This window comes from Streptomyces sp. NPDC002680 (genome assembly GCF_042889145.1).
In the GTDB taxonomy this organism is placed as follows: domain Bacteria; phylum Actinomycetota; class Actinomycetes; order Streptomycetales; family Streptomycetaceae; genus Streptomyces; species Streptomyces adonidis.
This window is the reverse complement of the sequence record NZ_JBIAQP010000001.1, coordinates 1044144-1070617: the sequence shown is the minus strand read 5'-3', so window position 1 is coordinate 1070617 and position 26474 is coordinate 1044144. Positions and strand designations below refer to the sequence as shown.

The 26474-nt window shown below is 70.6% G+C and carries 19 protein-coding genes; 8 read left to right on the top strand and 11 right to left on the bottom strand.

The annotated features are described in order from the left end of the window. Positions 1–42: 42 nt before the first annotated feature. Both ACFYXF_RS04855 and ACFYXF_RS04850 read right to left on the bottom strand, forming a co-directional pair. Entirely contained in the window at positions 43–2388 is a 2346-nt protein-coding gene (locus ACFYXF_RS04855) for a family 78 glycoside hydrolase catalytic domain (protein ID WP_389348092.1), read from the bottom strand. Positions 2389–2538: 150 nt separating this feature from the next. Continuing rightward, positions 2539–4002 carry an MFS transporter gene (locus ACFYXF_RS04850; RefSeq protein WP_389348091.1) on the bottom strand — a complete coding sequence of 488 codons (1464 nt, stop codon included), beginning with the start codon at positions 4000–4002 and terminating at the stop codon, positions 2539–2541. A 122-nt stretch (positions 4003–4124) separates the two neighbouring features. Between ACFYXF_RS04850 and ACFYXF_RS04845 the strand changes: the two genes are divergently transcribed. The 3 genes from ACFYXF_RS04845 (at position 4125) to ACFYXF_RS04835 (ending at position 9969) form a co-directional block, all read left to right on the top strand. Next, positions 4125–6347 carry a glycoside hydrolase family 3 C-terminal domain-containing protein gene (locus ACFYXF_RS04845; protein ID WP_389348090.1) on the top strand — a complete coding sequence of 741 codons (2223 nt, stop codon included), beginning with the start codon at positions 4125–4127 and terminating at the stop codon, positions 6345–6347. Further along, entirely contained in the window at positions 6344–7546 is a 1203-nt protein-coding gene (locus ACFYXF_RS04840; protein WP_389348089.1) for a glycoside hydrolase family 1 protein, read from the top strand. Before ACFYXF_RS04845 ends, ACFYXF_RS04840 begins: the two co-directional genes overlap by 4 nt. Before the next feature lie 335 nt (positions 7547–7881). Continuing rightward, positions 7882–9969: an FAD-dependent oxidoreductase gene (locus ACFYXF_RS04835; RefSeq protein WP_389348088.1), complete on the top strand. Its 2088-nt coding sequence runs from the start codon at positions 7882–7884 to the stop codon at positions 9967–9969. A gap of 68 nt (positions 9970–10037) precedes the next feature. Here the strand turns inward: ACFYXF_RS04835 and ACFYXF_RS04830 are convergent, their stop codons facing one another. After that, positions 10038–11552 carry a family 43 glycosylhydrolase gene (locus ACFYXF_RS04830; protein WP_389348087.1) on the bottom strand — a complete coding sequence of 505 codons (1515 nt, stop codon included), beginning with the start codon at positions 11550–11552 and terminating at the stop codon, positions 10038–10040. A gap of 136 nt (positions 11553–11688) precedes the next feature. On the opposite strand from ACFYXF_RS04830, the gene ACFYXF_RS04825 reads away from it, so the two are divergent. Genes ACFYXF_RS04825 through ACFYXF_RS04810 form a run of 4 tightly spaced genes read left to right on the top strand, consistent with a single transcriptional unit; the run spans position 11689 to position 17679 of the window. After that, a complete protein-coding gene (locus ACFYXF_RS04825) occupies positions 11689–13536 on the top strand; it encodes a flavin-containing monooxygenase (RefSeq protein WP_389348086.1) in 1848 nt (615 codons plus the stop codon). Positions 13537–13541: 5 nt separating this feature from the next. Further along, positions 13542–15143: an SMP-30/gluconolactonase/LRE family protein gene (locus ACFYXF_RS04820; RefSeq protein WP_389348465.1), complete on the top strand. Its 1602-nt coding sequence runs from the start codon at positions 13542–13544 to the stop codon at positions 15141–15143. A 41-nt stretch (positions 15144–15184) separates the two neighbouring features. Continuing rightward, positions 15185–16633 carry a carboxylesterase/lipase family protein gene (locus ACFYXF_RS04815; RefSeq protein ID WP_389348085.1) on the top strand — a complete coding sequence of 483 codons (1449 nt, stop codon included), beginning with the start codon at positions 15185–15187 and terminating at the stop codon, positions 16631–16633. Positions 16634–16659: 26 nt separating this feature from the next. Continuing rightward, positions 16660–17679, top strand: coding sequence for an alpha/beta hydrolase family esterase (locus ACFYXF_RS04810; RefSeq protein ID WP_389348084.1), 1020 nt, complete (start codon positions 16660–16662; stop codon positions 17677–17679). Here the strand turns inward: ACFYXF_RS04810 and ACFYXF_RS04805 are convergent, their stop codons facing one another. The 4 genes from ACFYXF_RS04805 to ACFYXF_RS04790 form a co-directional block, all read right to left on the bottom strand. Continuing rightward, complete coding sequence (locus ACFYXF_RS04805; protein ID WP_389348083.1) at positions 17680–18168, bottom strand: DUF3093 domain-containing protein; 489 nt, start codon at positions 18166–18168, stop codon at positions 17680–17682. It abuts the gene before it with no gap. A gap of 17 nt (positions 18169–18185) precedes the next feature. Continuing rightward, positions 18186–19142, bottom strand: coding sequence for an alpha/beta hydrolase (locus ACFYXF_RS04800; RefSeq protein WP_389348082.1), 957 nt, complete (start codon positions 19140–19142; stop codon positions 18186–18188). A gap of 58 nt (positions 19143–19200) precedes the next feature. Beyond that, positions 19201–19989, bottom strand: coding sequence for an SDR family NAD(P)-dependent oxidoreductase (locus tag ACFYXF_RS04795; RefSeq protein ID WP_389348081.1), 789 nt, complete (start codon positions 19987–19989; stop codon positions 19201–19203). A gap of 94 nt (positions 19990–20083) precedes the next feature. Continuing rightward, positions 20084–21571 (bottom strand): MFS transporter, encoded by a 1488-nt coding sequence (locus ACFYXF_RS04790; RefSeq protein ID WP_389348080.1) that lies wholly within the window; start codon positions 21569–21571, stop codon positions 20084–20086. A 277-nt stretch (positions 21572–21848) separates the two neighbouring features. Between ACFYXF_RS04790 and ACFYXF_RS04785 the strand changes: the two genes are divergently transcribed. Then, positions 21849–22508: a TetR/AcrR family transcriptional regulator gene (locus tag ACFYXF_RS04785; RefSeq protein ID WP_389348079.1), complete on the top strand. Its 660-nt coding sequence runs from the start codon at positions 21849–21851 to the stop codon at positions 22506–22508. A gap of 50 nt (positions 22509–22558) precedes the next feature. Here the strand turns inward: ACFYXF_RS04785 and ACFYXF_RS04780 are convergent, their stop codons facing one another. The 4 genes from ACFYXF_RS04780 to ACFYXF_RS04765 are packed head-to-tail and all read right to left on the bottom strand — an operon-like array spanning position 22559 to position 26420. Beyond that, positions 22559–23230 carry a response regulator gene (locus ACFYXF_RS04780; protein ID WP_389348078.1) on the bottom strand — a complete coding sequence of 224 codons (672 nt, stop codon included), beginning with the start codon at positions 23228–23230 and terminating at the stop codon, positions 22559–22561. Then, positions 23227–24615 (bottom strand): sensor histidine kinase, encoded by a 1389-nt coding sequence (locus ACFYXF_RS04775; RefSeq protein ID WP_389348077.1) that lies wholly within the window; start codon positions 24613–24615, stop codon positions 23227–23229. The genes ACFYXF_RS04780 and ACFYXF_RS04775 overlap by 4 nt, the downstream gene beginning before the upstream one ends. Positions 24616–24660: 45 nt before the next feature. Beyond that, positions 24661–25491, bottom strand: a complete 831-nt coding sequence (locus ACFYXF_RS04770; protein WP_389348076.1) for an ABC transporter permease — start codon at positions 25489–25491, stop codon at positions 24661–24663. Then, positions 25491–26420 (bottom strand): ABC transporter ATP-binding protein, encoded by a 930-nt coding sequence (locus ACFYXF_RS04765; protein WP_389348075.1) that lies wholly within the window; start codon positions 26418–26420, stop codon positions 25491–25493. Before ACFYXF_RS04765 ends, ACFYXF_RS04770 begins: the two co-directional genes overlap by 1 nt. Between the last annotated feature and the right edge of the window lie 54 nt (positions 26421–26474).

Here is a 26474-nt window from a genome sequence, read left to right as displayed (position 1 = left end):
ACGACTCACGCGGACCCGATCCCGTGTCACCCGGCCGCCGCGTCAGCGGACCCGGAGGACCGTCCGGGCGGAGGAGGTCCGGTAGTCGGTACGTCCGTCCCGTGTGTCCGCCGGGGTTGCCTGGCCCTGGACGACTTCCACGGCGCTTTCGGGGAACGGCAACCGGATCTCGGTCGGCAGGCCCGCCGGGACGTCCACGGTCAGGGTGAGTCTGTCCTCGTCCCGCAGCCAGCTCGACGACACCCGGCCGTGCGGGGTGAGCACACTCGCCGACGCGTGGTCCAGATCGGCGGGGAACACGGGGGCGATCCGGACCTCGCCGTAGCCGGGCGTGGCCGCCTGGATCCCGGCGAGGTGCCGGAAGAACCAGTCCTCGACCGTGCCCAGGAAGGGGTGGTCGAGGGACTGTTCCGAACCACGGTGGCTCCAGGTCTCCCACGACGCGGTCGCGCCCTGCTCCACCCAGTGGCCCCAGCTCGGGTACTCGGTCTGGGCGGCCACCCGGTAGGCGAGATCGCCCAGACCGTGCTCGGTGAGGACGGGGAGCAGCAGCTTGGTGCCGATCGCGCCGGTGTTGAGGCGGTGGCCGCGCGCCGTCAGGTCGGCGACCAGGTTCGCCAGCACGGCGTCCTCGTGCCCGGCGGGCACCAGGCCGAACGCCAGCGGGACCAGGTTGGAGGTCTGCCGGTAGCCCTGCTGGGCAGGGGTGCGGTAGACGTTCTCGGCGGTGTCGAAATAGGCCGCGTTGAACGCCGTCGCGATGCGGTCGGCCATCGCCTCGAACCGTGGGGCGTCCTCGGGGCGGTCCAGCAGCCGGGCGATACGGGCCAGCGTTCGCGCCTGCAGGAAGAGGTGCCCGTTGGCCGTGACGGCGCCGCCCTCCGGCGGACTGAGGGCCACGGTGCCGGCGTCCTCGGAGCCGGGGGAGGAGTGGTCTCCGAAGGAGTAACCGTCGTACAGGTCACCGGACTTGAGGATGAGAGCGTCCATGCGGTCCATCCAGACGACCATGGCCTCGTAGTTGTCCCGCAGGTACTTCGACTCCCCGTAGTGCTGGTACAGCGTCCACGGCATCAGCACCAGCATGCCCGACCAGGACGGGTCGTCGTAGAGCTGGACCTCCCGTCCGAAGGGCGCGTAGACCGGCGTCGAACCGTCCGGCAGCCGTGCGTCGCGCAGTGAGAGCAGGAATCGGTCGTAGACCTCGGCCACGTCCGCGAAGTTGAGGATCGCGCCGTCCATGAACAGCGCCGTGTCGGCGGTCCAGCCCTGCCGGTCCCGCCAGGAGGTGTCGGTGGGGAAGCCCCAGTGGTTGAGCAGCAGGCTGCGGCGCTGGTTGTCGTGGATGCGGTTGAGCAGCGGGTTGCCGCTGGCGAAGGTTCCCGTCGGCTCCAGCGCCGTGTGGTTCTCCCGGGCCTCGATCCGGAACGAGCCGACGTGGTCCAGAGGGGCGCCGGTGTGGTCGGAGAAGGAGACCTCGACGTACTGGAATCCGTGCCGGACGAAGCGGGGCTCCCACACCTCCGGGCCCTCGCCGCTGAGGGTGTAGCTGTCGATGTGCATGTTCGGCAGCCAGGTGTAGACCGTGCCGTCGTCGTTGAGGGTCTGCCCGTAGGTGAGGGTGACGGTCGTGCCGCGCTCGCCCTCGACGGTGATCCTGGTCCAGCCGGCCGTGATCCGGCCGAAGTCGTAGACACGCGTGTCGGCCTGCGACTGGGTCTGCGCGACGGGGCCGAACGTGTCGGCGATCCGGACCGGCGGCATGAGCGCCGGGACGACGCGCCGTGTGGGTACGGGCTGTTGCGGCGCCGCAGACCAGGACGAGGTGTCGTACGACGGTGTCGTCCAGCCCGGCTTCTCCGCCCGGGCGTCGTGGTGCTCGCCGAGGAACAGCCAGTCCCGGACCGGCCCGTCCGCCATGCGCCAGGCGTCGTCACTGACGATGCGCAGCGTTTCGCCGCCGGGCAGGGTGATGTCGAGCTGGGCCAGCAGACGCGGCTCGGACGTCCAGACCGCCTCGGGGCCGCCTACTCCGGAGACGTAGGCGCGGCCGAGCATGACACCGAGGGCATTCTCCCCCTCGTGCAGCAGTTCGGTGACGTCGATCGTGCGGGAGAACGCAGTCCTGTCGTACTGGGAGGGCGGCGGGTCCAGCAGTGCGTCGCTCACCGCGCGGCCGTTGATCTCGGTGTGGTGGTAGCCCAGGGCGGCGATGTGCAGTTCGGCGTGCTCGGGCGGGCAGGGGAGCCGGAAGTCCCGGCGCAGCAGCGGCGCCGCGGGCTGCTCGCCCGGCGGTGGGGGAGGCACCGGGTTGTCCCGGCCGATCCATCGGGCGGTGGCGTCGAACTCGTGTGTGTCCGTGAGGGTCCGGGGATTCTGGGGCGGCATGGGGCTCCCGTCGTGCGTGGTGGTTCCGGTCGGGCTCGGTGGGGGACCGTGTGTGCGGATGCGGGGGTGTCTTCGTGGCCTCGGCCGGCTCTGACGGGGAGTCGGAGCCGGCCGAGAAGGCGTGGGGGGCCACGAACCAGAGAGAGGCCGTCAGGCTGCCTGGCCGACCTCTGCCTCCTTGAGGCTCTTGGCCTTGGGGATCAGCAGGATCAGCAGGGTGCCGACCGCGATCACGCCGGCGAACAGCAGGAATCCCTTGCTGTAGCTGTCGTCGACGTAGAAGGCGGTGCCCTTCATCACGTTGCTGTTCTGCGCGACGAGCACGAAGGCCACCTGGGTCATCACGCCTTGCAGAACGCCCTGCATCATGTTCTGCGCGCCGTTGCCCAGCGCCTGTTCCTCCGGCTTGACCGACTCGATGACCATGATCGGGACGAGTGCCACGACGATGCCCATGCCGACCCCGCTGAACACACCGATCGCCATGATCTGGCCGACGCTGTGGTGGAACTCGGACATGAGGGCGACACCGACGGCCACCAGGGTGCCGCCGATCCCGAGCAGCAGGCGGGAGTCGAAGCGCCGGACGAGAACGCCGGTCGCCACCGAGACCGCGATGAGGAGGACGCTGTTGGGCGCGCTGACCCAGGCGTTCTTCGTGGCGGTCCAGCCCAGGCCGTCGGACAGCCCCGGGATCTTCGGCATCAGGATGAGCAGGTTGAGCACCGTGCCCTGGGCGAAGATCGCGCCCATGATGAGGCTCGACACCAGGAACGTCGACCACACCCGGCGGCGTCCGAGCAGGGTGATGGGGAACATCGGGTGGGCGACCCTGCGCTCGACCAGGACGAACCCGATCACGGCCAGCAGACCGAAGCCGATGAAGGACAGCGTGTCACCGCTGGTCCAGCCCCACTGCTCACCCTTGCCGACGCCGTAGATGACGGACGCCAGACCGCCGCCCAGCAGGATTCCGCCGGCCCAGTCGACCGGGGTGCGAGGCTCGCGGACCTTGCTCTCCGGCACGAGGAACAGGAGTGCCAGGAGGCTGACCCCGGTGGCGATCACCATGAACCACAGGACACCGCGGTAGCCGTAGTCGTCGAGGACCCAGCCGGACAGGAACGGTCCGCCGAGGGCGAGCACGCCCATGCCGCCGCCGAGGAAGCCGCTGGCGGGACCGACCAGCTTGGGCGGGAAGACGTCCCGGGTCAGCGCGTAGACGAGCGCGATCGACGGGCCGTAGAAGCCGGCGACGGCGCGCCCGACGAGCAGGGTCTCGAAGTTGGTCGAGAGCGCGGCGATCAGGTCGCCGACCAGGCCGAGCGTGGTGATGATGATCAGCAGGCGCCTTTTGCCGAACATGCCGGCGGCCTTGACGATGAACGGCGTCGCGAAGACGCCGATGAGCAGGCCGATCTGGCTGAACCAGGCGATCTCGGTGGTGTGGTAGTGGACCGCGATCTCGGCCTGTGCGTTTGACCCCATGAGGCCGATGAGGCCGTTCAGCTGGGACGCCCACAGCAGTGCGATCAGGATGAGTGCGAACCGAGCGCCGAAACCGGACTTACCGGTCTCTTCCTTGCGTTCTGGCGACTCGACGTTGAGTGTCATGCGGCACCCCGGCCTTCTGTGCGGTGGAGCCCTTTTGCTCCCGACGCGCAGGCTAGCTCTGAATTTTTTTGAATGGTAGATTTTCAACACGGAAACATTTCTGTGACCTTGAGGTGGCGCACATGCAGCAGTTCGACACCGCGGCCCTCTCCCTGGAGGAGAAGGCGTCCCTGCTCTCCGGAGGGGACTTCTGGTCCACTCAGCCGCTCGACCGGGCAGGAGTTCGCGCGGTGGTGCTGACCGACGGCCCGCACGGCATCCGTCGTCAGATGGAGGGCACCGACCATCTGGGCTTCCATGCGAGCGAGCCCGCCACCTGCTTTCCGCCGGCCGTCGCGGTCGGTTCCGGCTGGGACACCGAGCTCGCCGCCCGGGTGGGGGAGGCCGTGGGCCGGGAGGCCCGCGCGCACGGCGTCGCCGTCGTCCTGGGCCCCGGCGTGAACATCAAGCGCTCCCCGTTGTGCGGGCGCAACTTCGAGTACTACTCCGAGGACCCCCTCCTGTCCGGCGTCCTGGGCGCCGCCTTCGTACGCGGCATGCAGACCCAGGGCGTGGCGGCGACCGTCAAGCACTTCGCCGCCAACAACCAGGAGACCGACCGGATGCGCGTCAGCGCCGACGTCGACGAGCGCACCCTGCGCGAGATCTACCTGGCGGCCTTCGAACGTGTCGTCACCGAGGCCCGCCCGGTGGCCGTCATGGCCGCCTACAACCGGATCAACGGCGTCCCGGCCTCCGAGAGCCGCCGGCTGCTCACCGAGATCCTGCGGGAGGAATGGGGCTTCGAAGGGCTGGTCGTCTCGGACTGGGGCGGCGTCGGCGACCGGGTGGCAGCGCTGGCCGCAGGCCTCGACCTGCAGATGCCGGGTCCGGACCCCGTCCACGACGCGGCGGTCGTGCGGGCGGTGCGCGAAGGCGGCCTGGACGAGGCACTGGTCGATGCGAGCGTACGCAGGGTGGCCGCCCTCGCCGGACGCGCCGTGCCCCCGGACGCCGGGGCCGCCGTACCCGCCGCCGAGCACCACGCGCTGGCCCGCGAGGTGGCCGCCGACTGCGTAGTGCTGCTGAAGAACGACAAGTACACCTTGCCGTTGGCGGAGGGCGTACGTCTCGCCGTCATCGGCGAGTTCGCCGCGAGACCCCAGTTCCAGGGCGGCGGCAGCTCCCTCGTCAACGCCACCCGCGTCGACACCGCGCTGGAGACGCTCCAGGTCCTCGGTCACCCCGTGACGTACGCGCCCGGGTTCACCACCGACGGGACGGGCGACCCCGAGGAACTGCGTGAGGAGGCCGCACGGGCCGCCTGCGGGGTCGAGGTCGCCGTGGTCTTCGTCGGGCTGCGCGGGGACACGGAGGGCTCCGACCGTGAGCACCTCGACCTGCCCGCGGACCAGGTGGCAGTGGTGCGGGCGGTGGCCGCCGTCGCCCCGCGCACGGTGGTCGTCCTCTCGACCGGCGGCGTGGTGTCCCTGGAGGGCTGGCACGACGACGTCGACGCGATCATGGCGGGCTGGCTGCTCGGCCAGGCCGGCGGCGCCGCCCTTGCCGACGTCCTGACCGGCGCCGTCAACCCGTCCGGCCGACTGGCGGAGAGCATCCCGCTGCGGCTGGAGGACAACCCCAGCTACCTCACCTTCCCCGGAGAAGCGGGCCACGTCCGCTACGGCGAGGGGGTGATGGTCGGCTACCGCCACTACGAGAGTGTCGGCCGCGCCGTGCGCTACCCGTTCGGACACGGCCTCGGCTACACGACCTTCGAGACGGGCGAACTGTCGGTCGACATCACCGGGGACGACACCGCCACCGTCCGGCTGCGGGTGACCAACACGGGCGAGCGGGCCGGCAAGCACGTCGTCCAGGTGTACGTCGCGACCGGTGCCGGGCGAGTGCGCCGCCCGGTGCGTGAGCTGCGCGCCTTCACCAAGCTCGCCCTGGCTCCCGGTGAGTCCCGCACAGTCGAACTTCCGCTGGGGCGAAGGGCGTTCGCCTACTACGACGTGGAAGCCGGCCGCTGGACGGTGGCCCCGGGCGAGTACACGATCCAGCTCGGCGAGAGCGCCGCCCGCGTCGTCGCCGAGCAGACGATCACCCTCGTCGGTGATGCCGCCGCCGCTGCCCTGACCCTCGACTCCGCCATCGGCGACTGGTTCGCCCACCCGGTGGCCGGTCCACTGCTCCAGGAGGCCCTCATGGCCGGGGCGACCGAGGAGCAGCGCCGGCAGGCGGAGGCCAACAGCGACCTCATGGAGATGGTCGCGTCCATCCCGGCCCGTCAGTACCTGCATTTCCCCGGCGTCCCCGTGACCGCCGACGACCTGACCGAGATCCTGGAGGCGACCCGATGAGCCGTGCGCCCGACCTGCGTCCCGACTTCCTGTGGGGCGCGTCCACCTCGCCGCACCAGATCGAGGGAAACAACATCAACAGCGACTGGTGGCGGATGGAGCACCAGAGCCAAGGACACCTGGAACCGAGCGGCGATGCCCTCGACAGCTACCACCGCTACGGCGAGGACATGCGCCTGCTGGCCGAAGCCGGTCTGAACGCCTACCGGTTCGGCGTCGAGTGGGCCCGGATCGAGCCCGAGCCCGGCCAGTACTCGCGGGCCGAACTCGCCCACTACCGGTGCATGATCGAGACGGCGCGCGGCCTCGGCCTCGAACCGGTCGTCACTCTGCACCACTTCAGCAGCCCCCGCTGGTTCACCGACGAGGGCGGCTGGACGAGCCCGAAGGCCGTCGACCGCTTCGCCGGCTACGTCGAGCAGGTCTGCCCGATCCTCGACGACGTCACCTGGGTCTGCACCATCAACGAGCCGAACATCCTGGCCCTGATGAGCGGCATGGCGACGGCCGTGGCCGACGGCGTTGACATCAACCTCGGCGCGGGCATGCGGATGCCGTCCCCCAGTACGGAGATCGGCGAGGCCCTCGTGCGGGCCCACCGGGCTGCCGTGGTCGTCCTGCGCGAGCACACCTCCGCGAAGGTCGGCTGGACCGTGGCGCAGCAGGCGCTGGTCCCCACCCCCGGCAGCGAGGAACTCCACGCCGAGCTGCGGTGGGCGTGGGAGGACCTCTACCACCACGGGGCACGCGGGGACGACTTCCTGGGCGTGCAGTCGTACACCAGCCAACTGGTCGACAAGGACGGCATCGTCCCCGCACCCGAGAGCCCCGACAACACCCTGACCGGCTGGGCGTACCGGCCCGACGCCCTCGGCATCGCCCTGCGGCACGCCTGGGAGGCCACGGAGGGCATCCCCCTGCTCGTCACCGAGAACGGCATCGCCACCACCGACGACTCACGCCGCATCGCCTACACGACCGAGGCGCTCGGGCACCTGTACGACGCGATCGCCGAGGGCATCGATGTGCGCGGCTATCTGCACTGGTCGGCGCTGGACAACTTCGAGTGGGGCCACTGGGCGCCGACGTTCGGTCTCATAGCCGTGGACCGCGAGACGTTCGAGCGCACCCCGAAGCCGAGCCTGGCGTGGCTCGGCGGGGTCGCGCGCAAGGGCGGGGCCCTGGACACGGGGGAGTGAGTACGGGGCGGGTCTGCGACAGGTGACCCCGGCGGAGACGGGCGGGCCGGATGAACTCGTCCGGCCCGCCTCGCCGTTCGGCGCGGCCAGGCCACGCTGGAGCACGTGGTCGAACAACCGTCATGCGCACGGCCGTCGGCGCTCTGTCAGGGAGCCATTTCGACAATCGTGGAAATCGGGCCGCGGATCTCCGTCCGCAGTAGATGTCCCGCCCCGGCGCGCTGCTCGACGATGGTCTGCAACGCGCTGCGGGGTTCCCCGAACGCGGTCTCCGGCAGTGACCTTCCCGGCCCTGGCCCCGTGCCTCCCGCGCCGACACCGAGAGGGGTGTTCCGATGACCGGTGCCTCCACCGACCCGCTGCTCCAGCCCTTCCAGCTCAGGCATCTGCGGTTGCGCAACCGCATCATCAGCACCAGCCATGAGCCGGCCTACGCCGAGGACGGCAAGCCGAAGGAGCGCTACCGGCTCTACCACGAGGAGAAGGCCAAGGGCGGCATCGCGCTCACGATGATCGGCGGATCGGCGAACGTCGCGATCGACTCGCCGTCCTCGTTCGGCCAGGTCTACGTCGGCGACGACGCGGTCGTCCCCTACTTCCGGGAGATCGCCGACGGTGTGCACGCCCACGGCGCCGCGGTGATGAGCCAGATCACGCACATGGGCCGCCGTACCCGGTGGGACGACGCGCAGTGGCTGCCGATGGTGTCCTCGTCACCGCTGCGGGAGCCGGCGCACCGGAGTTCCCCCAAGGAGATGGAGGAGTTCGACATCCGTCGGATCGTGCGCGCCTACGGTGCGGCGGCGCGCCGATGCAAGGACGGCGGCCTGGACGGTGTCGAGGTCAGCGCGCACGGCGGGCATCTGATCGACCAGTTCTGGTCGCCGCGCATGAACCGGCGCACCGACCGCTACGGCGGCAGTTTCGACGGTCGGCTCCGGTTCGCGTTCGAAGTGATGGAGGGGGTCCGCGCCGCCGTCGGCGACGACTACATCGTCGGCATCCGCATGAGCGCGGCCGAGAACGCCGAAGGAGGCCTGACGGCACAGGACTCCATTGCGATCGGGCAGCGCCTGGCCTCGTCGGGCCTCGTCGACTTCATCTCGCTGACCGTGGGGTCCTCGACGACGGACCTGGAACTCGCCCGGCAGATCCAGCCGCTCGGCACTCCGCTCGGCGGGTACCTGCCCCTTGTCCGGGCGTTCAGGGACAAGGTCGATCTCCCGCTCATCCACGCGGGCCGCATCGCAGACCTGCCCACCGCGCGCCACGCTCTGCGGGAGGGCGGCGTGGACCTCGTCGGCATGGTGCGCGCGCACATCGCCGACCCGCACATCGTGCGCAAGCTCGAAGCCGGCGAGGAGGACCGGATCCGCCCGTGCGTCGGAGCCTCGTACTGCCTCAACCGGATCTACGTCGGTCTCGACGCCCTCTGTCTGCACAATCCGGCCACCGGTCGCGAGCAGTTCATCCCGCAGATCTCGCCCCCGGCGGCGCGACGCGGCCAGGTCGTCGTGGTCGGCGGTGGCCCGGCGGGGCTGGAGGCGGCCCGGGTCTGCGCCGAGCGCGGGCACACGGTGACCCTGCTGGAGGCGGCCGGCCGGCTCGGCGGTCAGGTGCAGCTCGCCGCGCGCGCCAACGAGCGGCAGAAGGAGCTGCTCAGCATCGTCAACTGGCTGGAGGCCGAGGCACGGACGCTCGGTGTCACGGTGCGGCTCAACACCTACGCCGACGCCGCCGACGTCCGGGCGCTGAACCCGGACGTCGTGATCGTCGCCACTGGCGGCCTCCCCGCGACGCCGGCGCTCGACGCGGGGGAGGACCTCGTCGTGTCGACGTGGGACATCCTCGGCGGCGACGCGACGCCCGGGCGGCGAGTCCTCGTCTTCGACGACCACGGCAACCACCAGGGGATGTCCACTGTCGAGCGGCTGGTCGAGGCGGGCTCCGAGGTGGAGATCGTCACCCCCGACCGAGTGGTGGGCCACGAAGTGGTCGGCACGCTGTACCCGGCATACCTCGACTCCTTCTACCGGTCCGGCGTACGGCTCACTCCTGACCATCGGCTTCGCGAGGTCCGCCGCGGCGCCGACGGGCTCGTGGCCGTCCTCCGCAACGAGTACACCGGCCAGTGCGTGGAACGCGTCGTGGACCAGGTGGTGGTCGAGCACGGCACACGGCCCAATGACGACGTCTATCTGGAGCTCAAGGACGCGTCCACGAACCTCGGTGAGGTCGACCTCGACGCGCTCGTCGCCGTCGCGCCGCAGCAGCTCTCGCGCAACCCGGACGGCCGCTACCAGCTGTACCGCATCGGGGACGCGGTGGCCGGCCGGGACATCCACGCGGCGATGTACGACGCGCGTCGGCTCGCGCTCTCCCTCGGGATGACTCGCCGACAAGAGGCGCCGTCCCTGGAGTGATCTCCTCCAAGGACACGTGGGAGCCCATGAGTTCAGCAGGCCGAAGTGTTCGCGACCGCCCGCAGCCGTCAGGAGTCGGCGGCGGGCGGCATCACCATCGGGTCCGCCGGTACCGGGTCCGGGTCGGGTGCGTAGGTGAAGCGGGTGAGCAGGGCGTCCGTGCCCAGCCCCTCCACGCCGATCACCCGGCCGGTGAAGCCGCCCGCCACCTCGGTCGACAGGTACCGCCCGTCGATCGTGGCCAGCGACCGGAACCTGCCGTCGGCGAGGTAGCCGAGGTGGAGGTCGTCGGGGCCCTTGGCGAAGGCGAACTGCTCGGTGTTGGCGACGGAGCGCAGGGCGAGCGGGTGGTCCGGCGTGACGCCCTCGGCGGTGCCCAGCACCTGGTCGAACGGGCCGACGACCGCGCGCGCCGACACGGTCGTGCCCTGACGTTCCACGGCGGCCCAGTGTGCGTCGTCGATCCGTACGACCAGGGCCACGTCGCCCTGCGGCACGGTGGCGGTCGCGGTCCAGGAGGAGTCGCGGGCCCGGACCGAGAGAAGCCGAGCGGCCTCTCGCGCCTCGGGCGCCCGTCCGGCCGACAGACGAATGCCGCCGCCCGGCCTGGGCACGGCGAAGGAGCGAGGGTCGGCGCCCGGCGCGATCCAGCGCGGATGCAGCCGCTGCGCGTCGAAGTCGTCGGTGAAGGCGGTGGGCGCTTGGGGCACGTCGAACCGGTCCTCGACGATCACGGGCCAGTCGTCGACCCAGTCCACGCCGGTGAGGAAGGTCTCCCGGCCGTTGACATGGGACTCAGGGAACGATCCGCGCGGCCGTACGCCCAGGTGCACCATCGCCCAGGAGCCGTCGGGCAGTTCGACCAGGTCGCCGTGGCCGGTGTTCTGTACCGGGTGCGGGGAACTGCGGTGGGAGAGAACCGGGTTGGCGGGGTGCGGTTCCCACGGGCCGGAGGGTGAGTCCGAGCGGGCGACGGTGACCCCGTGTCCCGGGCCGGTGCCGCCCTCGGCCACCAGGAGGTACCAGTACGCGCCGTGCCGGTACAGGTGCGGGCCCTCCACGTGGGCCAGGCCCGTGCCGCTCCAGATGAGGCGCGGTTCGGAGAGCACCTTGCCGGTCGCCGGGTCCACCGTGGACTGATGGATGCCGCCCGGGAACGACCAGGTCAGGTAGCAGGTACCGGACTCGTCCCAGGCGAGGTCGGGGTCGATGCCGATCGCGCCCGTGGTGTACACGGGCTCGCTCCACTCGCCCGCCGGGTCGCTCGCGCGGACGATCAGATGGCCCTTCAGCACGTCCTCGCGGTTCGTGGTCACCATCCAGAACTCGCCGTCGTGGTGGCGGATCGTGGGCGCGTAGATGCCCGCGCTGGCTCCCTCCCGCCCCGGCCGCACGGTGAACTGGCTCGGCCGGTCGAGGACGTTGCCGATCTGCTCCCACCGCACCAGGTCCCGGCTGTGGAAGATCGGTACCCCGGGGAAGTACTCGAAGCTGGAGTTCACCAGGTAGTAGTCCTCGCCGACACGGCAGACGGACGGATCCGGATAGAAGCCCGGAATGACCGGATTGGGGTTGGTGGTCATGTGCGGCCCTTCGGCGTGCGGTCGTGCGGGACGGCGGTGTCGCGATCACCCTAGCTCCTAAATTTTGTAGATGTTAGATTTTGAAAGCCGGCCCGCGAAGGACCGAAGAAGGACCGAAGAGAGGACCAGGACACCGATGTCCACCCCCCACACCTCCTCCCATTCCGCCTCCCGTACCTCCACCCCCCACCCGGACGACCTCGGCTTCGACCCCGAGGCCCTGCGCGCCCGCTACCGCGCCGAGCGCGACCGTCGTATCCGCCCCGACGGCACCGCCCAGTACAACGCCGTCAGTGGCGAGTTCGGCTACTACGCCGAAGACCCGTACGTCGAAGGTGAGTTCACCCGGGAACCGCTGCACGACCGGGTCGACGTCGCGATCGTCGGCGGTGGCTTCGGAGGCCTGCTCGCCGCCGCCCGGCTTCGACAGGCGGGCGTGGAATCGATCCGGGTGATCGACAAGGGCGGCGACTTCGGCGGCACCTGGTACTGGAACCGCTACCCGGGCATCCACTGCGACATCGAGTCGTACGTCTACCTGCCGCTGCTGGACGAGATCGGCTACGTCCCGAAGTGGCGGTACGCGCCGGGCGAGGAGATCCGGCAGCACGCGCGGGCCGTCGCGCGGCACTTCCGCCTCTACGACGACGCGTGCTTCCGTACGCAGGCCACCGAACTACGGTGGGACGAGGCCGAGTCGGAGTGGATCGTCGCCACCGACCGCGGCGACCGCATGCGGGCCCGCTACGTCGTCACCGCCACCGGATCGCTCAGCCAGGCCAAACTCCCCGGGATCCCCGGCATCGAGTCCTTCAAGGGCCACACCTTCCACACCAGCCGCTGGGACTACGCCTACACCGGCGGCGACGCGAACGGCGGCATGACCGGGCTCGCCGGCAAGCGGGTCGCCCTCGTCGGCACCGGTGCCACCGCCATCCAGGTGGTCCCACACCTCGGCCGGGACGCGGCCCACCTGTACGTGTTCCAGCGCACGCCCTCCTCCGTGGACGTACGCGACAACCGCCCCACCGACCCGGAGTGGGCCGCCTCCCTCCGGCCGGGCTGGGCGCGGCACCGCAGGGACAACTTCCTGAAGGTCGTCACCGGCGTCCGCACGGACGAGGACCTGGTCGGCGACTCCTGGACGAGCAGCGCCCGGCTCCAGGAGAAGCTCATCCCCACCAACGCGTACGCGGACGTACCCGCCGAAGAACGCGAACGGGCCTACGAACTCGCCGACTTCCAGAAGATGAACGAGATCCGCGCCCGGGTCGAAGGCATCGTCGAGGACCCGGCGACGGCGGAGAAGCTGAAGCCCTGGTACCGCTACATGTGCAAGCGGCCCACGTTCAGCGACACCTACCTCCAGACCTTCAACCGGCCCGACGTCACCCTCGTCGACACGGCCGACACCCACGGCGTGCAGCGGATGACGGAGACCTCGGTCGTCGTCGGCGACACCGAGTACGAGGTCGACTGCGTCATCTTCGCCACCGGCTTCGAGACCGGCGTCTCGGGCATCCTGTCCGGGCAACTCCCGGTGTACGGAAAGGGAGGCGTCCACCTCTTCGAGGCCTGGGCCGAGGGCCCGAAGACGCTGCACGGCTTCAGCACCCACGGCTTCCCCAACCTGTTCCAGCTCGGCCCGCTGCAGAACGCGTCCGCCGTGAACTTCGTGCACATCCTCGACGAACAGGCTGTCCACGTCGCCGAGTTGGTCGCCCAGGCGGGAAGGCGCCGGGCCCGGTACGTCGAGCCGACCGCCGAGGCGCAGGAGGCGTGGGTGGCCGCCCTGCAGGAGAAGGCACCCGACCTGCACGCCTTCCAGGCGCAGTGCACCCCCGGTTACTACAACAACGAGGGCAAGCCGGTGGAGCGGAACGAGGCGTATGCCGACGGTCCGGTCGCCTTCCACGAGTTGCTCAGGACCTGGCGTGCCGACGGCGGCCCGGACGAGGTGCTCGTGGAGGCGGAGGAGGCGTGAGCACCTTGCTTCCCAGCCGCTTCGACGAGTCCGGCAACGCGACCGTCTCCACCTCGCGTTGGCGTGCGGAGCGCCTCAACCCGCCCAGCCGTCTTTGGGGTTCCAACGGCGTCGCCTTCGGCCCCGACGGACGGCTCTACGTCGCTCAGTTCCTCGCCGGACAGATCAGCTCCGTCGACCTCGCGACCGGGGACGTGGAGACGGTCGTACCGATGGACGGCCCGGTCCAGTCGCCGGACGACCTCGCCTTCGGCGCGGACGGCTCCATGTACATCGCCGACCTGGTGCCGGGCCGGGTGTGGCGGCGCAGCCGGGCCGGCGAGTACAGCCTGGTCTCGGAGGACGTGAAGGTCCCCAACGGCATCACCTGCGTCGGCGACCGGCTGTTCGTCAACGAGATGCGGCCGGGCGGCCGGCTGCTGGAACTGTTCCCGGACGGTGGCGATCCCGTGGTGCTCACGGAAGGGCTCGCCCTCGGCAACGCCATGCAGCTCGGTCCGGACGGTCGGCTCTACTACCCGCACATGATGACGGGCCAGGTCTGGTGCATCCCGCCGGACGGCGGCGTGCCCGAGCCGGTCGCCGAGGACGTCCACGAGCCGGTCGCAGTCCGCTTCGACCAGGGCGGTGTCCTGCACGTCCTGTCCCGGGGCGTCGAAGGCATCGTCACCCGCATCGACCTGCACGGCAGCGGCTCTCGCAGCCTCGTCGCCAGCGGACTGGTCGGCCTCGACAACGCGGCCTTCGACGAGGACAACCGCATGTTCGTCTCCAGCTACGCCACCGGAGGCGTCACCGAACTGCACCCCGACGGCCGCACCCGTGAGATCGTCCCGCGCGGACTCGACGGCCCCTACGGCGTGACGGTCGACCTCGGCGGCACGATCTACGCGGGTGACCACTACCGCCTCGTCGGGCCACAGCCCGAGGGGGACACAGCTTCGCTGACCCTGCTGCCACCCTTCGTGCACGGCGTGACCAACGCGGGCGGTCTCGTGCATCTCACCTCCCAGTACGGGGAGGTCCACACCTACGATCCCGATGACGGGACGACCAGGGAACGCGCGGCGGGACTGAGGGAACCGGTCGGCATCACGGTCGCCCCGGACGGCGCCCTGGTTGTCGCCGAGGCGGGGGCCGGCCGGATCGTGGCCGTCGACGACACCGATTCCGTCACCGTCCTGGCCGAAGGGCTCGACCACCCGGTGGACGTCGCCTTCGACAGCGACGGGCACTGCCTGGTGAGCGACAACCGGCTCGGAGCAGTGCTACGGCTCACGGAGGACGGAACGACGGAAGTCCTCGCGGACGGACTCGGCGCACCCCACGGTCTCGCGGTCCTGGGAGACACGCTGTTCACCGTCGAGACCGGACCCCGCAGACTCACGGCGATCTCGCTCAGCACGGGGGAGCGGCGCACGGAGGCGGAGGACCTGCCGGTCGGACAGCCCCCGGGCACGGCACCGCGCACCGAACCCGCGCTGTTCACCCACGGCATGACCGGCGCGCCGCGCCCCTTCACCGGCCTGGCCGTAGCCCCGGACGGCTCTCTCCTCCTGTCGGCCGACGGAGAAGGCAGCGTGTGGCGGTTCAGGCGCGCCACATGACCCGTACGTACACCTCCGGCGCCATGCAAGGAGCAGCCCCGATGAGCATCAACGCCCCACTGGTCGTCACGGCCCGCGGCCCGGTCCGCGGTGAGCGGCGTCCCGACGGCGGCATCCGTTTCCTAGGCATCCCGTACGCCCGGCCACCCGTCGGCGAGCTGAGGTTCGCCGCGCCCGTGGCACCCGAACGGTGGATCGAGCCCCTCGACGCCACCGCGTACGGACCGACAGCCCAGCGACACCCCGTCACCGAGGACACGACGGTCCCGGAGCCGACCATCCCCGGAGACGCGGTCCTGAACCTCAACGTCTTCACGCCCGACACCGTCCCCGGGGAGCCCCTGCCCGTCCTGGTCTGGATCCACGGCGGCGGCTATGTCGCCGGCTCGGCGGCCAGCCCCTGGTACGACGGATCCGCCTTCAGCCGGGACGGCGTGGTCCTCGTCTCGCTGGGCTACCGGCTCGGTGTCGAGGGCTTCCTGCACCTCGACGACGCCCCGGCCAACCGTGGGGTGCTGGACTGGATCGCCGCCCTGGAATGGGTCCGCGACAACATCGCCGGGTTCGGCGGCGACCCGGCGAAGGTGACGATCGCCGGTAACTCGGCGGGCGGCGGCGCCGTACAGACGCTGCTCGCCGTGCCCGCCGCCCGTGGACTGTTCCGTGGCGCGATATCCGCCTCCGGCATTCTCATGCGCCCGGACGGCCCCGACGTCGCGCGTGCGGCGGCACGTCTGTTCACCGCCCGCACCGGTGTCCCGGCGACGGCCGCCGCGCTGCGCGGACTCGGCCACGACGAACTGTTCGACCTCCAGAGCCGGCTCCTGGAACCGGGGGCGGACCGCGAAGGGCTGCCCCCGATGCAGACCCTCGCGCCCTTCGCCGACGGCGAGTTGATTCCGCAACCGCCGTTCACGGCCCTCACCGAGGGCGACGCGGGCGTCGACGTACCGCTTCTGCTGGGCTGTACAGCGCACGAGTTCAACGTGCTTCCGGAACTCCCCATGACACCACCGCTGCCCGTACTCCTCGGCTTCCTGGGCATGGACCCCGAGCGGTTGGACGCCGGCCGTGCCGCGTACGAGAGCCTCGGACCTGACGGGTACTTCGGCCAGGCGCTGACCGACAGCACCTTCCGCGCCCCGGCCGTGGCCGTCGCCGACACCCGTGCCGCTCGTGAACTCCCCACCTGGCTCTACGAGTTCACCTGGACCTCGCCCGTGAACGGCGCCGCCTTCCACTGCCTCGACGTGCCGTTCGCCTTCGACCTCCTCGACGCCGAGGGCGTCACGGCAGCGGCGGGGGCAGCGCCCCCGCAGGCGCTGGCCGACGCCGTCCACGGAGCATGGGTGGCCTTCGTCCGGGACCTGGACCCGGGCAAGGAGTGGCCGCGCTACACGGCCGAGGAGCGCACGGCGATGGTGTGGTCCGCAGAGCCCCACGTCGAGGACGACCCGCTGCGCCGGGTCCGCGCGGTCTGGGCCGTGTGAACGTCCGCCCGGAAGAGGAGATCCCCGTGATCCAACGACTCGCCCACCTCCTTCTCGCGACCGCGGCGGCCTTCGGGCTTCCCGGCGCCCTCGCGGCACCGGCGGTCGCGGACACCCAGGAAGCGGTCCGGCCCGCCGGAACGCGTTGTGCGCCCGCCGAGTCCGGCCTCACCACCGTCCAGGTCACCTCCGCCGACGTCACCTACCCGGTGACGGTGTACGTGCCCCGCGGATACACCGGACGGCATCCCGTCCCGTTGGTCCTCAACCTGCACGGCAGCGGCTCCAACGGAACCAACCAGTTCATCATCAGCGACATGCAGAGAGCCGCCGACGAACACGGGTTCCTGGTGGCCCTGCCCAACGGTGGCGCACCGCAGCCTGATTCGCCCGACGGCTACACCTGGGTCCTGCCCGGCGTGCCGAACGTCTCCGGACAACTGCCCTCCCCGGACGACCGTGACGACGTCAGGTTCCTCTCCGACACCATCACCGCCCTGTCCGACAGCCTCTGCGTCGCTCAGGAACGGGTCTACACCACCGGGTTCTCGGGTGGCGCCCGGATGGCCTCCCTGCTCGCCTGCCGACTCTCCGACCGCATAGCCGCGATTGCCCCGGTCGCGGGTCTACGGGCCGGCAACCCCGATGCGGCCGACCCCACCCGGCCCGTCGCCGGTGGCTGCACCCCCTCGCGTCCGGTCCCCGTCCTGGCCTTCCACGGACAGGAGGACACGGTCAACCCCTACCCGGGGGGCGGCCCCGCCTACTGGCAGTACTCGGTTCCCACGGCCTACGCCACCTGGGCGGAACTGAACGACTGCCGCGTCGGACCGCGCGAGACCCGGCTCACCGAACACGTCACCCTCACCTCCTACAAGGCATGCCGTGAGGGCGCCGATGTGAGCATGTACGTGGTGGCGGACGGTGGACACACCTGGCCGGGCTCCCCCTACCCGGCCGCATTCCCCGACCTCGGCAACGTCTCCACCGAGATCAACGCGACCGACATGATGTGGGACTTCTTCGCGCAGCACTCGCTCCGCTAGCTAGGGAGTCTGCTTCGCCCGATCACCTCGTACGGCAGGCCGCGCCTCCCGCAGAGCCTGCGCCAGCCGCTCCGGCTCCCGCGTCGACAGGTACAGATACGGTGTCGGATCGGCGGGGTCGGCCACCTCCACGCGAAGCGCGGTGGGGATGTAGGCACGCAGCAGCAGGAAGGCGCGTGCGTCCGCCTTGTATGTCCGCCAGGCCCGGGTCTCCTCCGGGTCGAGTGTCCTCGCCTCCCCCAACGCGGACACCGGGATCTTCGCCTCCCCCGCGATCAGGAACCCGCCCACGACGCGGATCCGCGGCGAGCCGTACGCGCTCATGACGGCCGCCGTGACCGCGATGCCGCCGGCCAGTCCGGCGAGCATCGGCAGCGTGCCGAGGGGCAGCAGGGCGAGGGCCGCCCAGAGACCGACGGGGAAGGAGACCAGGCTCCAGGAACGGGGGACGGTGAGGCGTTCTTCGTAGGCGGGGGAAGAGGGCTGCATGGGGGGCGGACCTTCGGTCAGAGGCTGCGCAGGACACGCAGCCGGTCGGCCCGTGAGCGTTGGACGACGTCGATCCGCGGGGCGAGATGGTCGAAGGCGTGCGGACAGCCCGGGTGCACATGTAGCTCGACTGAGGTGCCGGTGGCTGCCAGCCGACGGGCGTACGCCACGTCCTCGTCACGGAAGATGTCCAGCTCTCCGACCTCGATGTAGGTCGCGGGCAGGCCGGACAGGTCGTCGGCCCGCGCCGGAGCGGCGTGGCCCGGCACATCCGGTCCGCCGACGGCGTCGCCCAGCAGGGCGTGCCAGCCGGTGTAGTTGTTGTCGTAGTTCCAGGTGGCCGTGGGCACCAGCGCGGGGTCGGGTTCGGTGGTGCGGTCGTCCAGCATCGGATAGACGAGGATCTGCCTGGTCAAGGGCAGCCCTCGGTCCCTGGCCAGCAGTGCCGCGCCCGCGGCCAGCCCGCCGCCCGCGCTCTCGCCCATGAGCGCGATCCTGGCCGGGTCGACACCCAGTTCACCGGCGTGCGCGGCCAGCCAGGCGAGGCCCGCGTACGCGTCCTCGACCGGGGTGGGGTGGGGGTGCTCGGGCGCCCGGCGGTAGTCGACGGAGAGCAGCGGAACGCCGCTGTCTGCGGTGTAGCCGGCGGCCAGGCGGTCGAACAGCTCCACCGAGCCCGAGATCATGCCTCCACCGTGCAGGAACACCACGGCCGGGCCGGCCCCGGACGCGTCGTACCGCGCGGGTGTGTACCAGCGCACCAGCACCTCGGCGCCGTCGTGGGACACGGCGTGGTGGTCGGCGCGGGCGACGGACGGCTGTTCGGCCTTCATGGCGTCGAGGGCGGCCAGACCGGACTCGCCCTCGCGGAGGGCCTTCCAGTCACCGCGGGCCGGACGGTGTGCCTCTTGGTCGGCGGTGGGGCGACTGGCGGTGAGGATCTGCTGGAGCTGGGAGTCGAGGGCGTACGGCATGGGGTTCTCCGTGGAGTGGTGGTGCTCTGTTGTGGGCTGCGCTGCGTCCGGGAGAGCGTCAGGCGAGCCTTGAGGTCCATCCGCCGTCGACGGGTACGACCACCCCGGACACGAACGAGGCGCGGTCCGAGGCGAGGAACGCGGCCACGTGCGCCTGCTCCTCCGGCTGCCCTGCCCGGCCCAGCGCCGCCTTGCCCTCCAGCATCGCCAGGGCCTCGGCCGGCACCCGGTGGTTCTTCTTGCTCATGGTGAAGCCGGGCGCGACGGCGTTGACGCGGATGTTCTGGGGTCCGTAGTGCACTGCGTAGGACTTGGTCAGGGAGTTCACGCCGGACTTCGCGGCGGCGTAGGCCATGGAGATCAGTTTGTCGGTGTTGAAGGAGGCGGCGGAGGAGAAGTTGACGATGGCGCCGCCGCCGTTGGGTGTCATGGCTCGTACGGCGTGTTTGTTGGTGAGGGCGGTGCCGAGTAGGTGGACCGAGGTCAGGCTCTGGTACTCCTCGACGGTGATCTCGTCGCCGCGTCGTCCGCCGGGGTTGCCGGCGACGTTGACGAGGATGTCCACGCGCCCGAACACCTCTACGGCGTGGGCGAACATGGCTTCGACCTCTTCCTCGCGCGTGATGTCGACCTGGAAGGGAGCCGCTGCGGGTCCGAGCGCGACCGCGGTGTCCTTCTGCGCGCCGCTGATGTCGGCGCAGACCACCTGCGCGCCCTCCTGCACGAACACGGCTGCGGTGACCGCCCCGATCGTCTCGGCCGCGCCGACGCCGGTGATCACGGCCACCTTCCCATCGAGCAGGTGGCCCGGAAAGTGCGCATGCGTTGCCTGGTTGTCGGTAGTCATTGGTTCTCCAACTGTTCTGTGGCCGCCGACGGTTGAACCGATGGGCGGGGGTGATCGGAGGGTGATCGAGGTCGGCCGCAACCGAGCGGACCCGCTACGCCTTGTGCCCGGCGTCCGCGGTTGCGGGGGCGTTGGCGGGGGTTCCGTGGGCGGTGATGGTGGATCGCTTGTGGGGGAGGAAGGAGGCGAGGAGGAGGGCGAGGAGGGCGGCGCCGCAGCCGATGGCCATGATCACCTTGAAGGAGTTCTCCGAGGGCAGGGCGTGGCCGCCGAAGTCGATGGTCATCTGGGCGAGGATCACACCCGAGGCAGCGCTGGCGACGGAGCTGCCGATGGAGCGCAGCAGGGTGTTGAAGGCGTTGGCGGCGGCGGTCTCGGAGACCGGGACGGCGCTCATGATGAGCATGGGCAGGGCTCCGTAGGCGAATCCGATACCGGCGCCGATGACGCAGGAGACCAGGATGAGCTGCCAGATCTCGCTCATCAGGAAGATGTTCAGGGCGTAGCCGCCTGCGACGATGAGAGCGCCGAGCATGAGCGTGAGCTTCGGGCCCTTGGCCTGGGAGATCTTCGAGGAGAGCGGGGCCGCGAACATGACGATCAGACCCTGGGGAGCCAGGACGAGGCCGACGGTCAGCAGGTCCTCGCCCAGGCCGTAGCCGGTCTGTTCGGGCAGCTGGAGGATCTGCGGGACGATCAGCTGGACCGCGAACAGGGAGAAACCGAAGGCCAGGGCGGCCAGGTTGGCGAACAACACCTGAGGACGGACCGTGGTGCGCAGGTCGACGAGGGGCTGGGTGGTGCGTAGTTCGAAGAAGCCCCAGGCGATCAGGATCACGATGCCGACGGCGAAGAGGCCGAGGGTGGTGCCGCTGGCCCAGCCCCAGTCGCCGCCCTTGGAGATGGCCAGCAAGAGGGAGACGAGTCCGGCCGCCAGGCCGACGCCGCCGAGCAGGTCGAAGCGTCCGCCGGTGCGCACCTTGGACTCCGGCACCAGCACGAGGACCGTGACGAGAGCGATGGCGCCCATGGCTGTGGAGGCCCAGAAGAGGACGTGCCAGTCGAAGTTGTCAGCGACGAAGGCAGCGATGGGCAGGCCCAGGGCGGCGCCGATACCGAGGGAGGCACTCATCAGCGCGGTCGAGGCGCCGAGCCGCTCGGCCGGCAGTTCGTCGCGCATGATGCTCAGGCCCAGCGGGATGACACCGGCGGAGAGGCCCTGGAGCAGGCGTCCGACGATCATCGGGGTGAGCGAGTCGCTGAGTGCGACGACCGCGGAGCCTGCGGTGAGCAGGGCGAGGCTGGTGAGGAGCATGCGGCGTTTGCCGTACATGTCGCCGAGGCGTCCGGCGATGGGGGTGGCGACGGCGGCGGCGAGGAGGGTGGCGGTGACCGCCCAGGCGGTGTCGGACGCGGGGGCGTCCAGGAGCTTCGGCAGCTCGGGGACAATGGGGATGACGAGGGTCTGCATCAGCGAGACGACGATCCCCGCGAAGGCAAGCACCGCCACGATCACGTTCGGGTTCGGAGACGCGGACGCGGGAGCGGTGGTGTCCGGCGGTGGTGTGGGGGTGTCGGGCATGGCTTGTCTCCGTCCGAACAGGCAGATGGGTGGATGAACCCACTAGAATTAAGTCAATGGGTTTATTTAAAATGTAGCCTGGTATCCCGCCTTGTTCAAGTCGGGATGGCTGAACCCCGTGGTGACACCATGTGGAAGGACGGTGAAAGAGGTGGCCTGGGGAGGCACCTCCATTGCGTAGGCTTTCGTCGTTTGACCTTGCCGATCAGGGCGGGGACCTGCGGCTGTCTGTGGGACGGGCCGTCGTGGGGCAGCGCGGTGTCCCGAGGTGGTGATGATGACCGGCAGGACGAGGCGGGACGAGCAGGTCAGCGCGACGCGTGAGGCGCTCCTGGACGCGGCCGAGCGGCTGTTCGCCGAGCATGGGGTGCACGCGGTCGCCAACCGGCAGATCAGCCTGGCCGCCGGGCAGGGCAACAACGCGGCGGTCAGCTACCACTTCGGCACCAAGACCGACCTGGTGCGCGCGGTAGCCCGTCGTCACGCCGAGCAGATAGAGGTCGGCCGCCTGCGCATGATCGAGGCCATCGGCGACTCCTCCGAGCTGCGGGACTGGGTGACCTGCGCGGTCCGTCCCGTCACCGAGCACATGGAGTCCCTGGGCATGCCCAGTTGGTACGCACGGTTCATCGCCCAGACCACCGGCGATCCCGCCCTTCGCGCGGACATGGTCGAGGAGTTCGTGGCCGCGTCCCCGTCGATGGAGAAGCTGCAGGGCGGTCTGAACCGATGTCTGCCCGACCTGCCGCCCGAGGTGCACGCCGAACGCGCCGCCATGACACGCCACCTCATCACGCAGATGACCGCCGAGCGCGAGCGTGCCCTCGCGGACGGCAGTCCGACCTCCCGCACCACCTGGCGGGAGGCGGCGAACGGCCTGATCGATGCCATCGTCGCCCTGTGGCAGGCGCCCGTCACCTGCGACGAGGACGACTGATCGGACGGTCTTCCGTTGGGCGTCCCTCGACGGAACCGCGCGGGTAGGGCTCAGGGACGCGGCCGGACCAGGCCCGCGTCGTACGCCATGATCACGGCCTGGATGCGGTCGCGGGCGCCCAGTTTGGCGAGTACTCGGCCGACGTGCTTCTTCACCGTGGACTCCGTGAGGACCAGCTGTTCGGCGATCTCGGTGTTGGTCCAGCCCTTGGCGACGGCGAGCAGGACCTCGTGCTCCCGCTCGCTCAGTGTGCCCAGCCGTGGGTCGGCCTGCGGCATGTCTGCGCCGGTGGGAGCGAGGACCTGCCGGGCGTAGGCGTCGAGGAGACGCCGGGTCAGACGCGGCGAGACGACCGCGTCGCCGCTCGCCACCGCCCGGATGCCGGCCACTAGTTCCGCGGGGCGGGCTTCCTTGAGCAGGAAGCCGCTGGCTCCGGCGCGCAGCCCGGCGTGGGCGTACTCGTCCAGGGCGAAGGTCGTCAGGATGAGGATGCGGGTGCGGCCACCGGCGGCCACGATACGGCGGGTGGCCTCGATACCGTCCATGCCGGGCATCCGCACGTCCATCAGCACGACGTCGGGGCGCAGCCGGGCGGCCAGGCTGACGGCCTCGGCGCCGTGCGCCGCCTCGCCCACGCCGGTCAGGCCGGGGGTGCCCTGCAACAGCATGCGGAAGCCGAGGCGTTGCAGGGGCTGGTCGTCGGCGATGAGGACGGTGGTCATGGAGCGTGGTCTCCTGGTGCGGAGCGGGGGACCGCGGAGCGTGGTCCTTCGGCACCGGTCGGTTCGAGGGTGACGTCGACGATCCAGCCGGGGCGGCCGGTGCGCGGTCCGGCGCTGACGGTGCCGCCGTACATCGCGGACCGCTGGCGCATGCCGACGAGGCCGTGACCGGACGACGTGTTGGTCAGCGGGTCCGTACGCCGGTCGCAGGGGTGGGGTCCCGTGTCCGTGACCTGTACCCGTACGCCGTCCTTGCCGGTGCTCACGCTGGCGTGTGCGGCCGAGCCCGGTCCGGCGTGTTTGAGGGTGTTGGTCAGGGCTTCCTGGACGATGCGGTAGACGGTCAGCTGGATGCCGCCACCGAGTGCGGTGAGGTCTCCCTCCGTGCAGTAGGAGACGCTCAGGCCGGCGGCGCGCACCCGGGCGAGCAGGGTGTCCAGATCGACCAGACCGGGCTGGGGACTGAGGGGTGCGTCCTCCGGCTCGTCGCCGAGCACGCCCAGGACGCGGCGCAGCTCACTCATGGCCTCCCTGCTGGTGTCTCCGATGATGCCCAGTGCTTCGGCGCTGTGCTCACCCCGGCTGGCGGCGAGAGCGGCGGCTCCGTCGGCAAGTCCCACCACGACGGCGAGGTTGTGACCGACGATGTCGTGCATCTCGCGGGCCACGCGGTAGCGTTCGGCGGCCGCGGTGAGACGTTCGCGTTGTTCCCGCTCTACCTCCATACGGGCCGCCCGGTCCTCCAGGGCCGCCAGGTTCGCGCGCTGTGTCCTCAGCGCGAGGGCCAGACCGATCGCGGCGATCTCCTGGCTGGCCAGAATGAGCAGGCCCGGAGTGGGTTCGCGGGACGGCAGCAGGAACCACACCGCCACGCCGATCTCGATCAGCACCACCACGGCCGCCCATCCCAGCAGCCGCACAGGCCCGTGCAGCGTCAGGTTGTACAGGGCGGTGAGCAGGCAGGCGCCGGCGAGCAGCCACAGGTTGATCGTCCAGGGGACCAGGGCGCCCGCGGTGACGACGGTGAACACGGCCACGGGTGCCCGGCGGCGCCACCACAGCGGCAGGACCGTCACGGCGATCACGCCGAGCAGCACGACGAACGGCAGGTCGGGGCGGGCTGCCTCGAACGGGCCGCGGTCCTCGCCGATGCGGACGTCCAGCAGGGCCATGGCCGCGATGACCGTGGGGACGGCCGCGTCCAGGGCCCAAGGGCGCTGCCGGTCGACCCGGCGTAGTCGGCGCTGCGTGCGCAGCAGCAGCGCGAGAGTGGGGTGAGCCCAGGCGGCCTCCAGCCCCGGGGGCGGCGAGGGCACCGCTCCCGGGGCGCGGGAGGCCCCGGCGACAGGGGGGTGGTGGCTCGCCATCGCCGTCTCCGCTCTCATCGGACCTGTCTCTCCTTCACCGAGGGACTGCCTCCGACCGGTCCCTCATGCATCGGTCCTGGCCAACCGATAGGCCGCTCCGGCCAAGGTCAGGGCCACCCAGCCGGCGAAGACCGCCAGACCGGCCCAGGGAGCGAGGGAGTCGGAGGCCTGGTGCAGATGCATCACCGCCTGACCGGCGTTGTTGGGCAGGTACGGTGTGACGTCGTCCCGGATCGACTCGGGCAGCAGCCCGGCAAGGCCGGGCAGGACGAGCAGGATGCCGACGAGAACGGCGATGCCGCCCGCGGTGGAGCGCAGCAACGTGCCCAGGGCCACGCCCCACACTCCGACCAGCCCGAGGTAGAGGCTGGCGCCGACCAGGGAGCGCAGCACCCCGTCATCGGTGAGGGACATCGCGAGGGCGTCGTCCTTGAGGATCATTTCACCGATCTGGAACGTCATCAGGATGCCGCCCATGGCCGCGCCCTGGGCGATCACGCCGAAGAAGAGGACCTTCGCCCAGAGCACGGGGAGCCGCTTCGGCACGGCCGCCAGGGTGGAGCGGATCGTGCCCGAACTGTATTCGCCGGCCGCGATGAGAACGCCGAGCACCCCGAGAGCGAGCTCGGCGAACGTCACGCCGGTCAGGGCCAGTCCCACCGCCCCGTCCTCGATCTCCGGCTGTCCCCCCTCTCCGCCAGGCGTGTAGACGGCCGCGGCGATCAGGCCGACCGCCAGGAGCAGCACCTGGGCCAGGCCCAGGGCGATCAGGCTGGAGCGCAGCGACAGGAACTTGCCCCACTCCGAGCGCAGCACCTTGGTGAAGGTGACCTTGTAGACGGGCCGGTCGGACTTCCGCTCGGCGGCGGTGGAGGGCGCGGTCGCAGTGGTCATCAGGCGGCCCTTCCCGAGGTCGAGAGGGGAGCGCTCTGGTACTCCACGACATCGCTGGTGAGTTCCATGAACGCCTCCTCCAAGGACACGGTCTGCGAGGTGAGTTCGTACAGCGGGATCTGGTGTTGCGCGGCCAAAGCGCCGATCCGGCGTGCGTCCAGTCCCTCGACGACGAGTTCCTCCGCCGCGCTGGAGGTGATGCTGATCTGCGGGCCGGACAGGACCGCGCGCAGTCGTTCCGGTTCGGTGGTGGCGACCTTCACGCCACGTCCGCCGGCCTGCTCGATGAAGGCGTCGACCGTGGTGTCGGCGAGCAGCTTGCCGCGGCCGATGATCACCAGGTGCTCGGCGATCAGCGCGGTCTCGCTCATCAGATGGGACGACAGCATGACCGTACGGCCCTCGTCGGCGAGGCGGGACAGCAAGTTGCGCACCCACAGCACGCCCTCCGGGTCCAGCCCGTTGACCGGCTCGTCCAACATGACGATCTCCGGGTCGCCGAGGAGCGCCGCCGCGATGCCGAGGCGCTGGCCCATTCCCAGGGAGAAGGCACCGGCGCGCTTGCCCGCGACGCTCTGCAGTCCGGCCAGTTCGATGACCTCGTCGACCCGGCTGCGGGGGATGCCGTGGGTGTTCGCCAGGGACGTCAGATGCGCGAAGGCACTGCGGCCCGGGTGGACGGACTTGGCCTCCAGCAGGGTGCCGATCTCCTGCAGCGGCGCCTGGTGCTGTGTGTACTGCCTGCCGTTGACCGTCACCGATCCGCCGGTGGGCCTGTCCAGGCCGATGATCATGCGCATGGTCGTGGATTTCCCGGCGCCGTTGGGGCCGAGGAATCCGGTGACCTGGCCCGGCTTGACGGTGAAGGTCAGACCGTCGACCACGGTTTTGGTCCCGTAGCGCTTGGTGAGTTGTCGTACGTCGATCACGTGCTGTCTCCCGGCTTCGGGGCTGTGCTTGCGTGCTCCAAGCTATGAACGGAA

Bases quoted from the DNA above. Each gene is read 5' to 3' on its own strand.
- ACFYXF_RS04855 (WP_389348092.1), bottom strand. From the start codon at position 2,388: ATGCCGCCCCAGAATCCCCGGACCCTCACGGACACACACGAGTTCGAC.
- ACFYXF_RS04850 (WP_389348091.1), bottom strand. From the start codon at position 4,002: ATGACACTCAACGTCGAGTCGCCAGAACGCAAGGAAGAGACCGGTAAG.
- ACFYXF_RS04845 (WP_389348090.1), top strand. From the start codon at position 4,125: ATGCAGCAGTTCGACACCGCGGCCCTCTCCCTGGAGGAGAAGGCGTCC.
- ACFYXF_RS04840 (WP_389348089.1), top strand. From the start codon at position 6,344: ATGAGCCGTGCGCCCGACCTGCGTCCCGACTTCCTGTGGGGCGCGTCC.
- ACFYXF_RS04835 (WP_389348088.1), top strand. From the start codon at position 7,882: ATGACCGGTGCCTCCACCGACCCGCTGCTCCAGCCCTTCCAGCTCAGG.
- ACFYXF_RS04830 (WP_389348087.1), bottom strand. From the start codon at position 11,552: ATGACCACCAACCCCAATCCGGTCATTCCGGGCTTCTATCCGGATCCG.
- ACFYXF_RS04825 (WP_389348086.1), top strand. From the start codon at position 11,689: ATGTCCACCCCCCACACCTCCTCCCATTCCGCCTCCCGTACCTCCACC.
- ACFYXF_RS04815 (WP_389348085.1), top strand. From the start codon at position 15,185: ATGAGCATCAACGCCCCACTGGTCGTCACGGCCCGCGGCCCGGTCCGC.
- ACFYXF_RS04805 (WP_389348083.1), bottom strand. From the start codon at position 18,168: ATGCAGCCCTCTTCCCCCGCCTACGAAGAACGCCTCACCGTCCCCCGT.
- ACFYXF_RS04800 (WP_389348082.1), bottom strand. From the start codon at position 19,142: ATGCCGTACGCCCTCGACTCCCAGCTCCAGCAGATCCTCACCGCCAGT.
- ACFYXF_RS04795 (WP_389348081.1), bottom strand. From the start codon at position 19,989: ATGACTACCGACAACCAGGCAACGCATGCGCACTTTCCGGGCCACCTG.
- ACFYXF_RS04790 (WP_389348080.1), bottom strand. From the start codon at position 21,571: ATGCCCGACACCCCCACACCACCGCCGGACACCACCGCTCCCGCGTCC.
- ACFYXF_RS04785 (WP_389348079.1), top strand. From the start codon at position 21,849: ATGACCGGCAGGACGAGGCGGGACGAGCAGGTCAGCGCGACGCGTGAG.
- ACFYXF_RS04780 (WP_389348078.1), bottom strand. From the start codon at position 23,230: ATGACCACCGTCCTCATCGCCGACGACCAGCCCCTGCAACGCCTCGGC.
- ACFYXF_RS04775 (WP_389348077.1), bottom strand. From the start codon at position 24,615: ATGAGAGCGGAGACGGCGATGGCGAGCCACCACCCCCCTGTCGCCGGG.
- ACFYXF_RS04770 (WP_389348076.1), bottom strand. From the start codon at position 25,491: ATGACCACTGCGACCGCGCCCTCCACCGCCGCCGAGCGGAAGTCCGAC.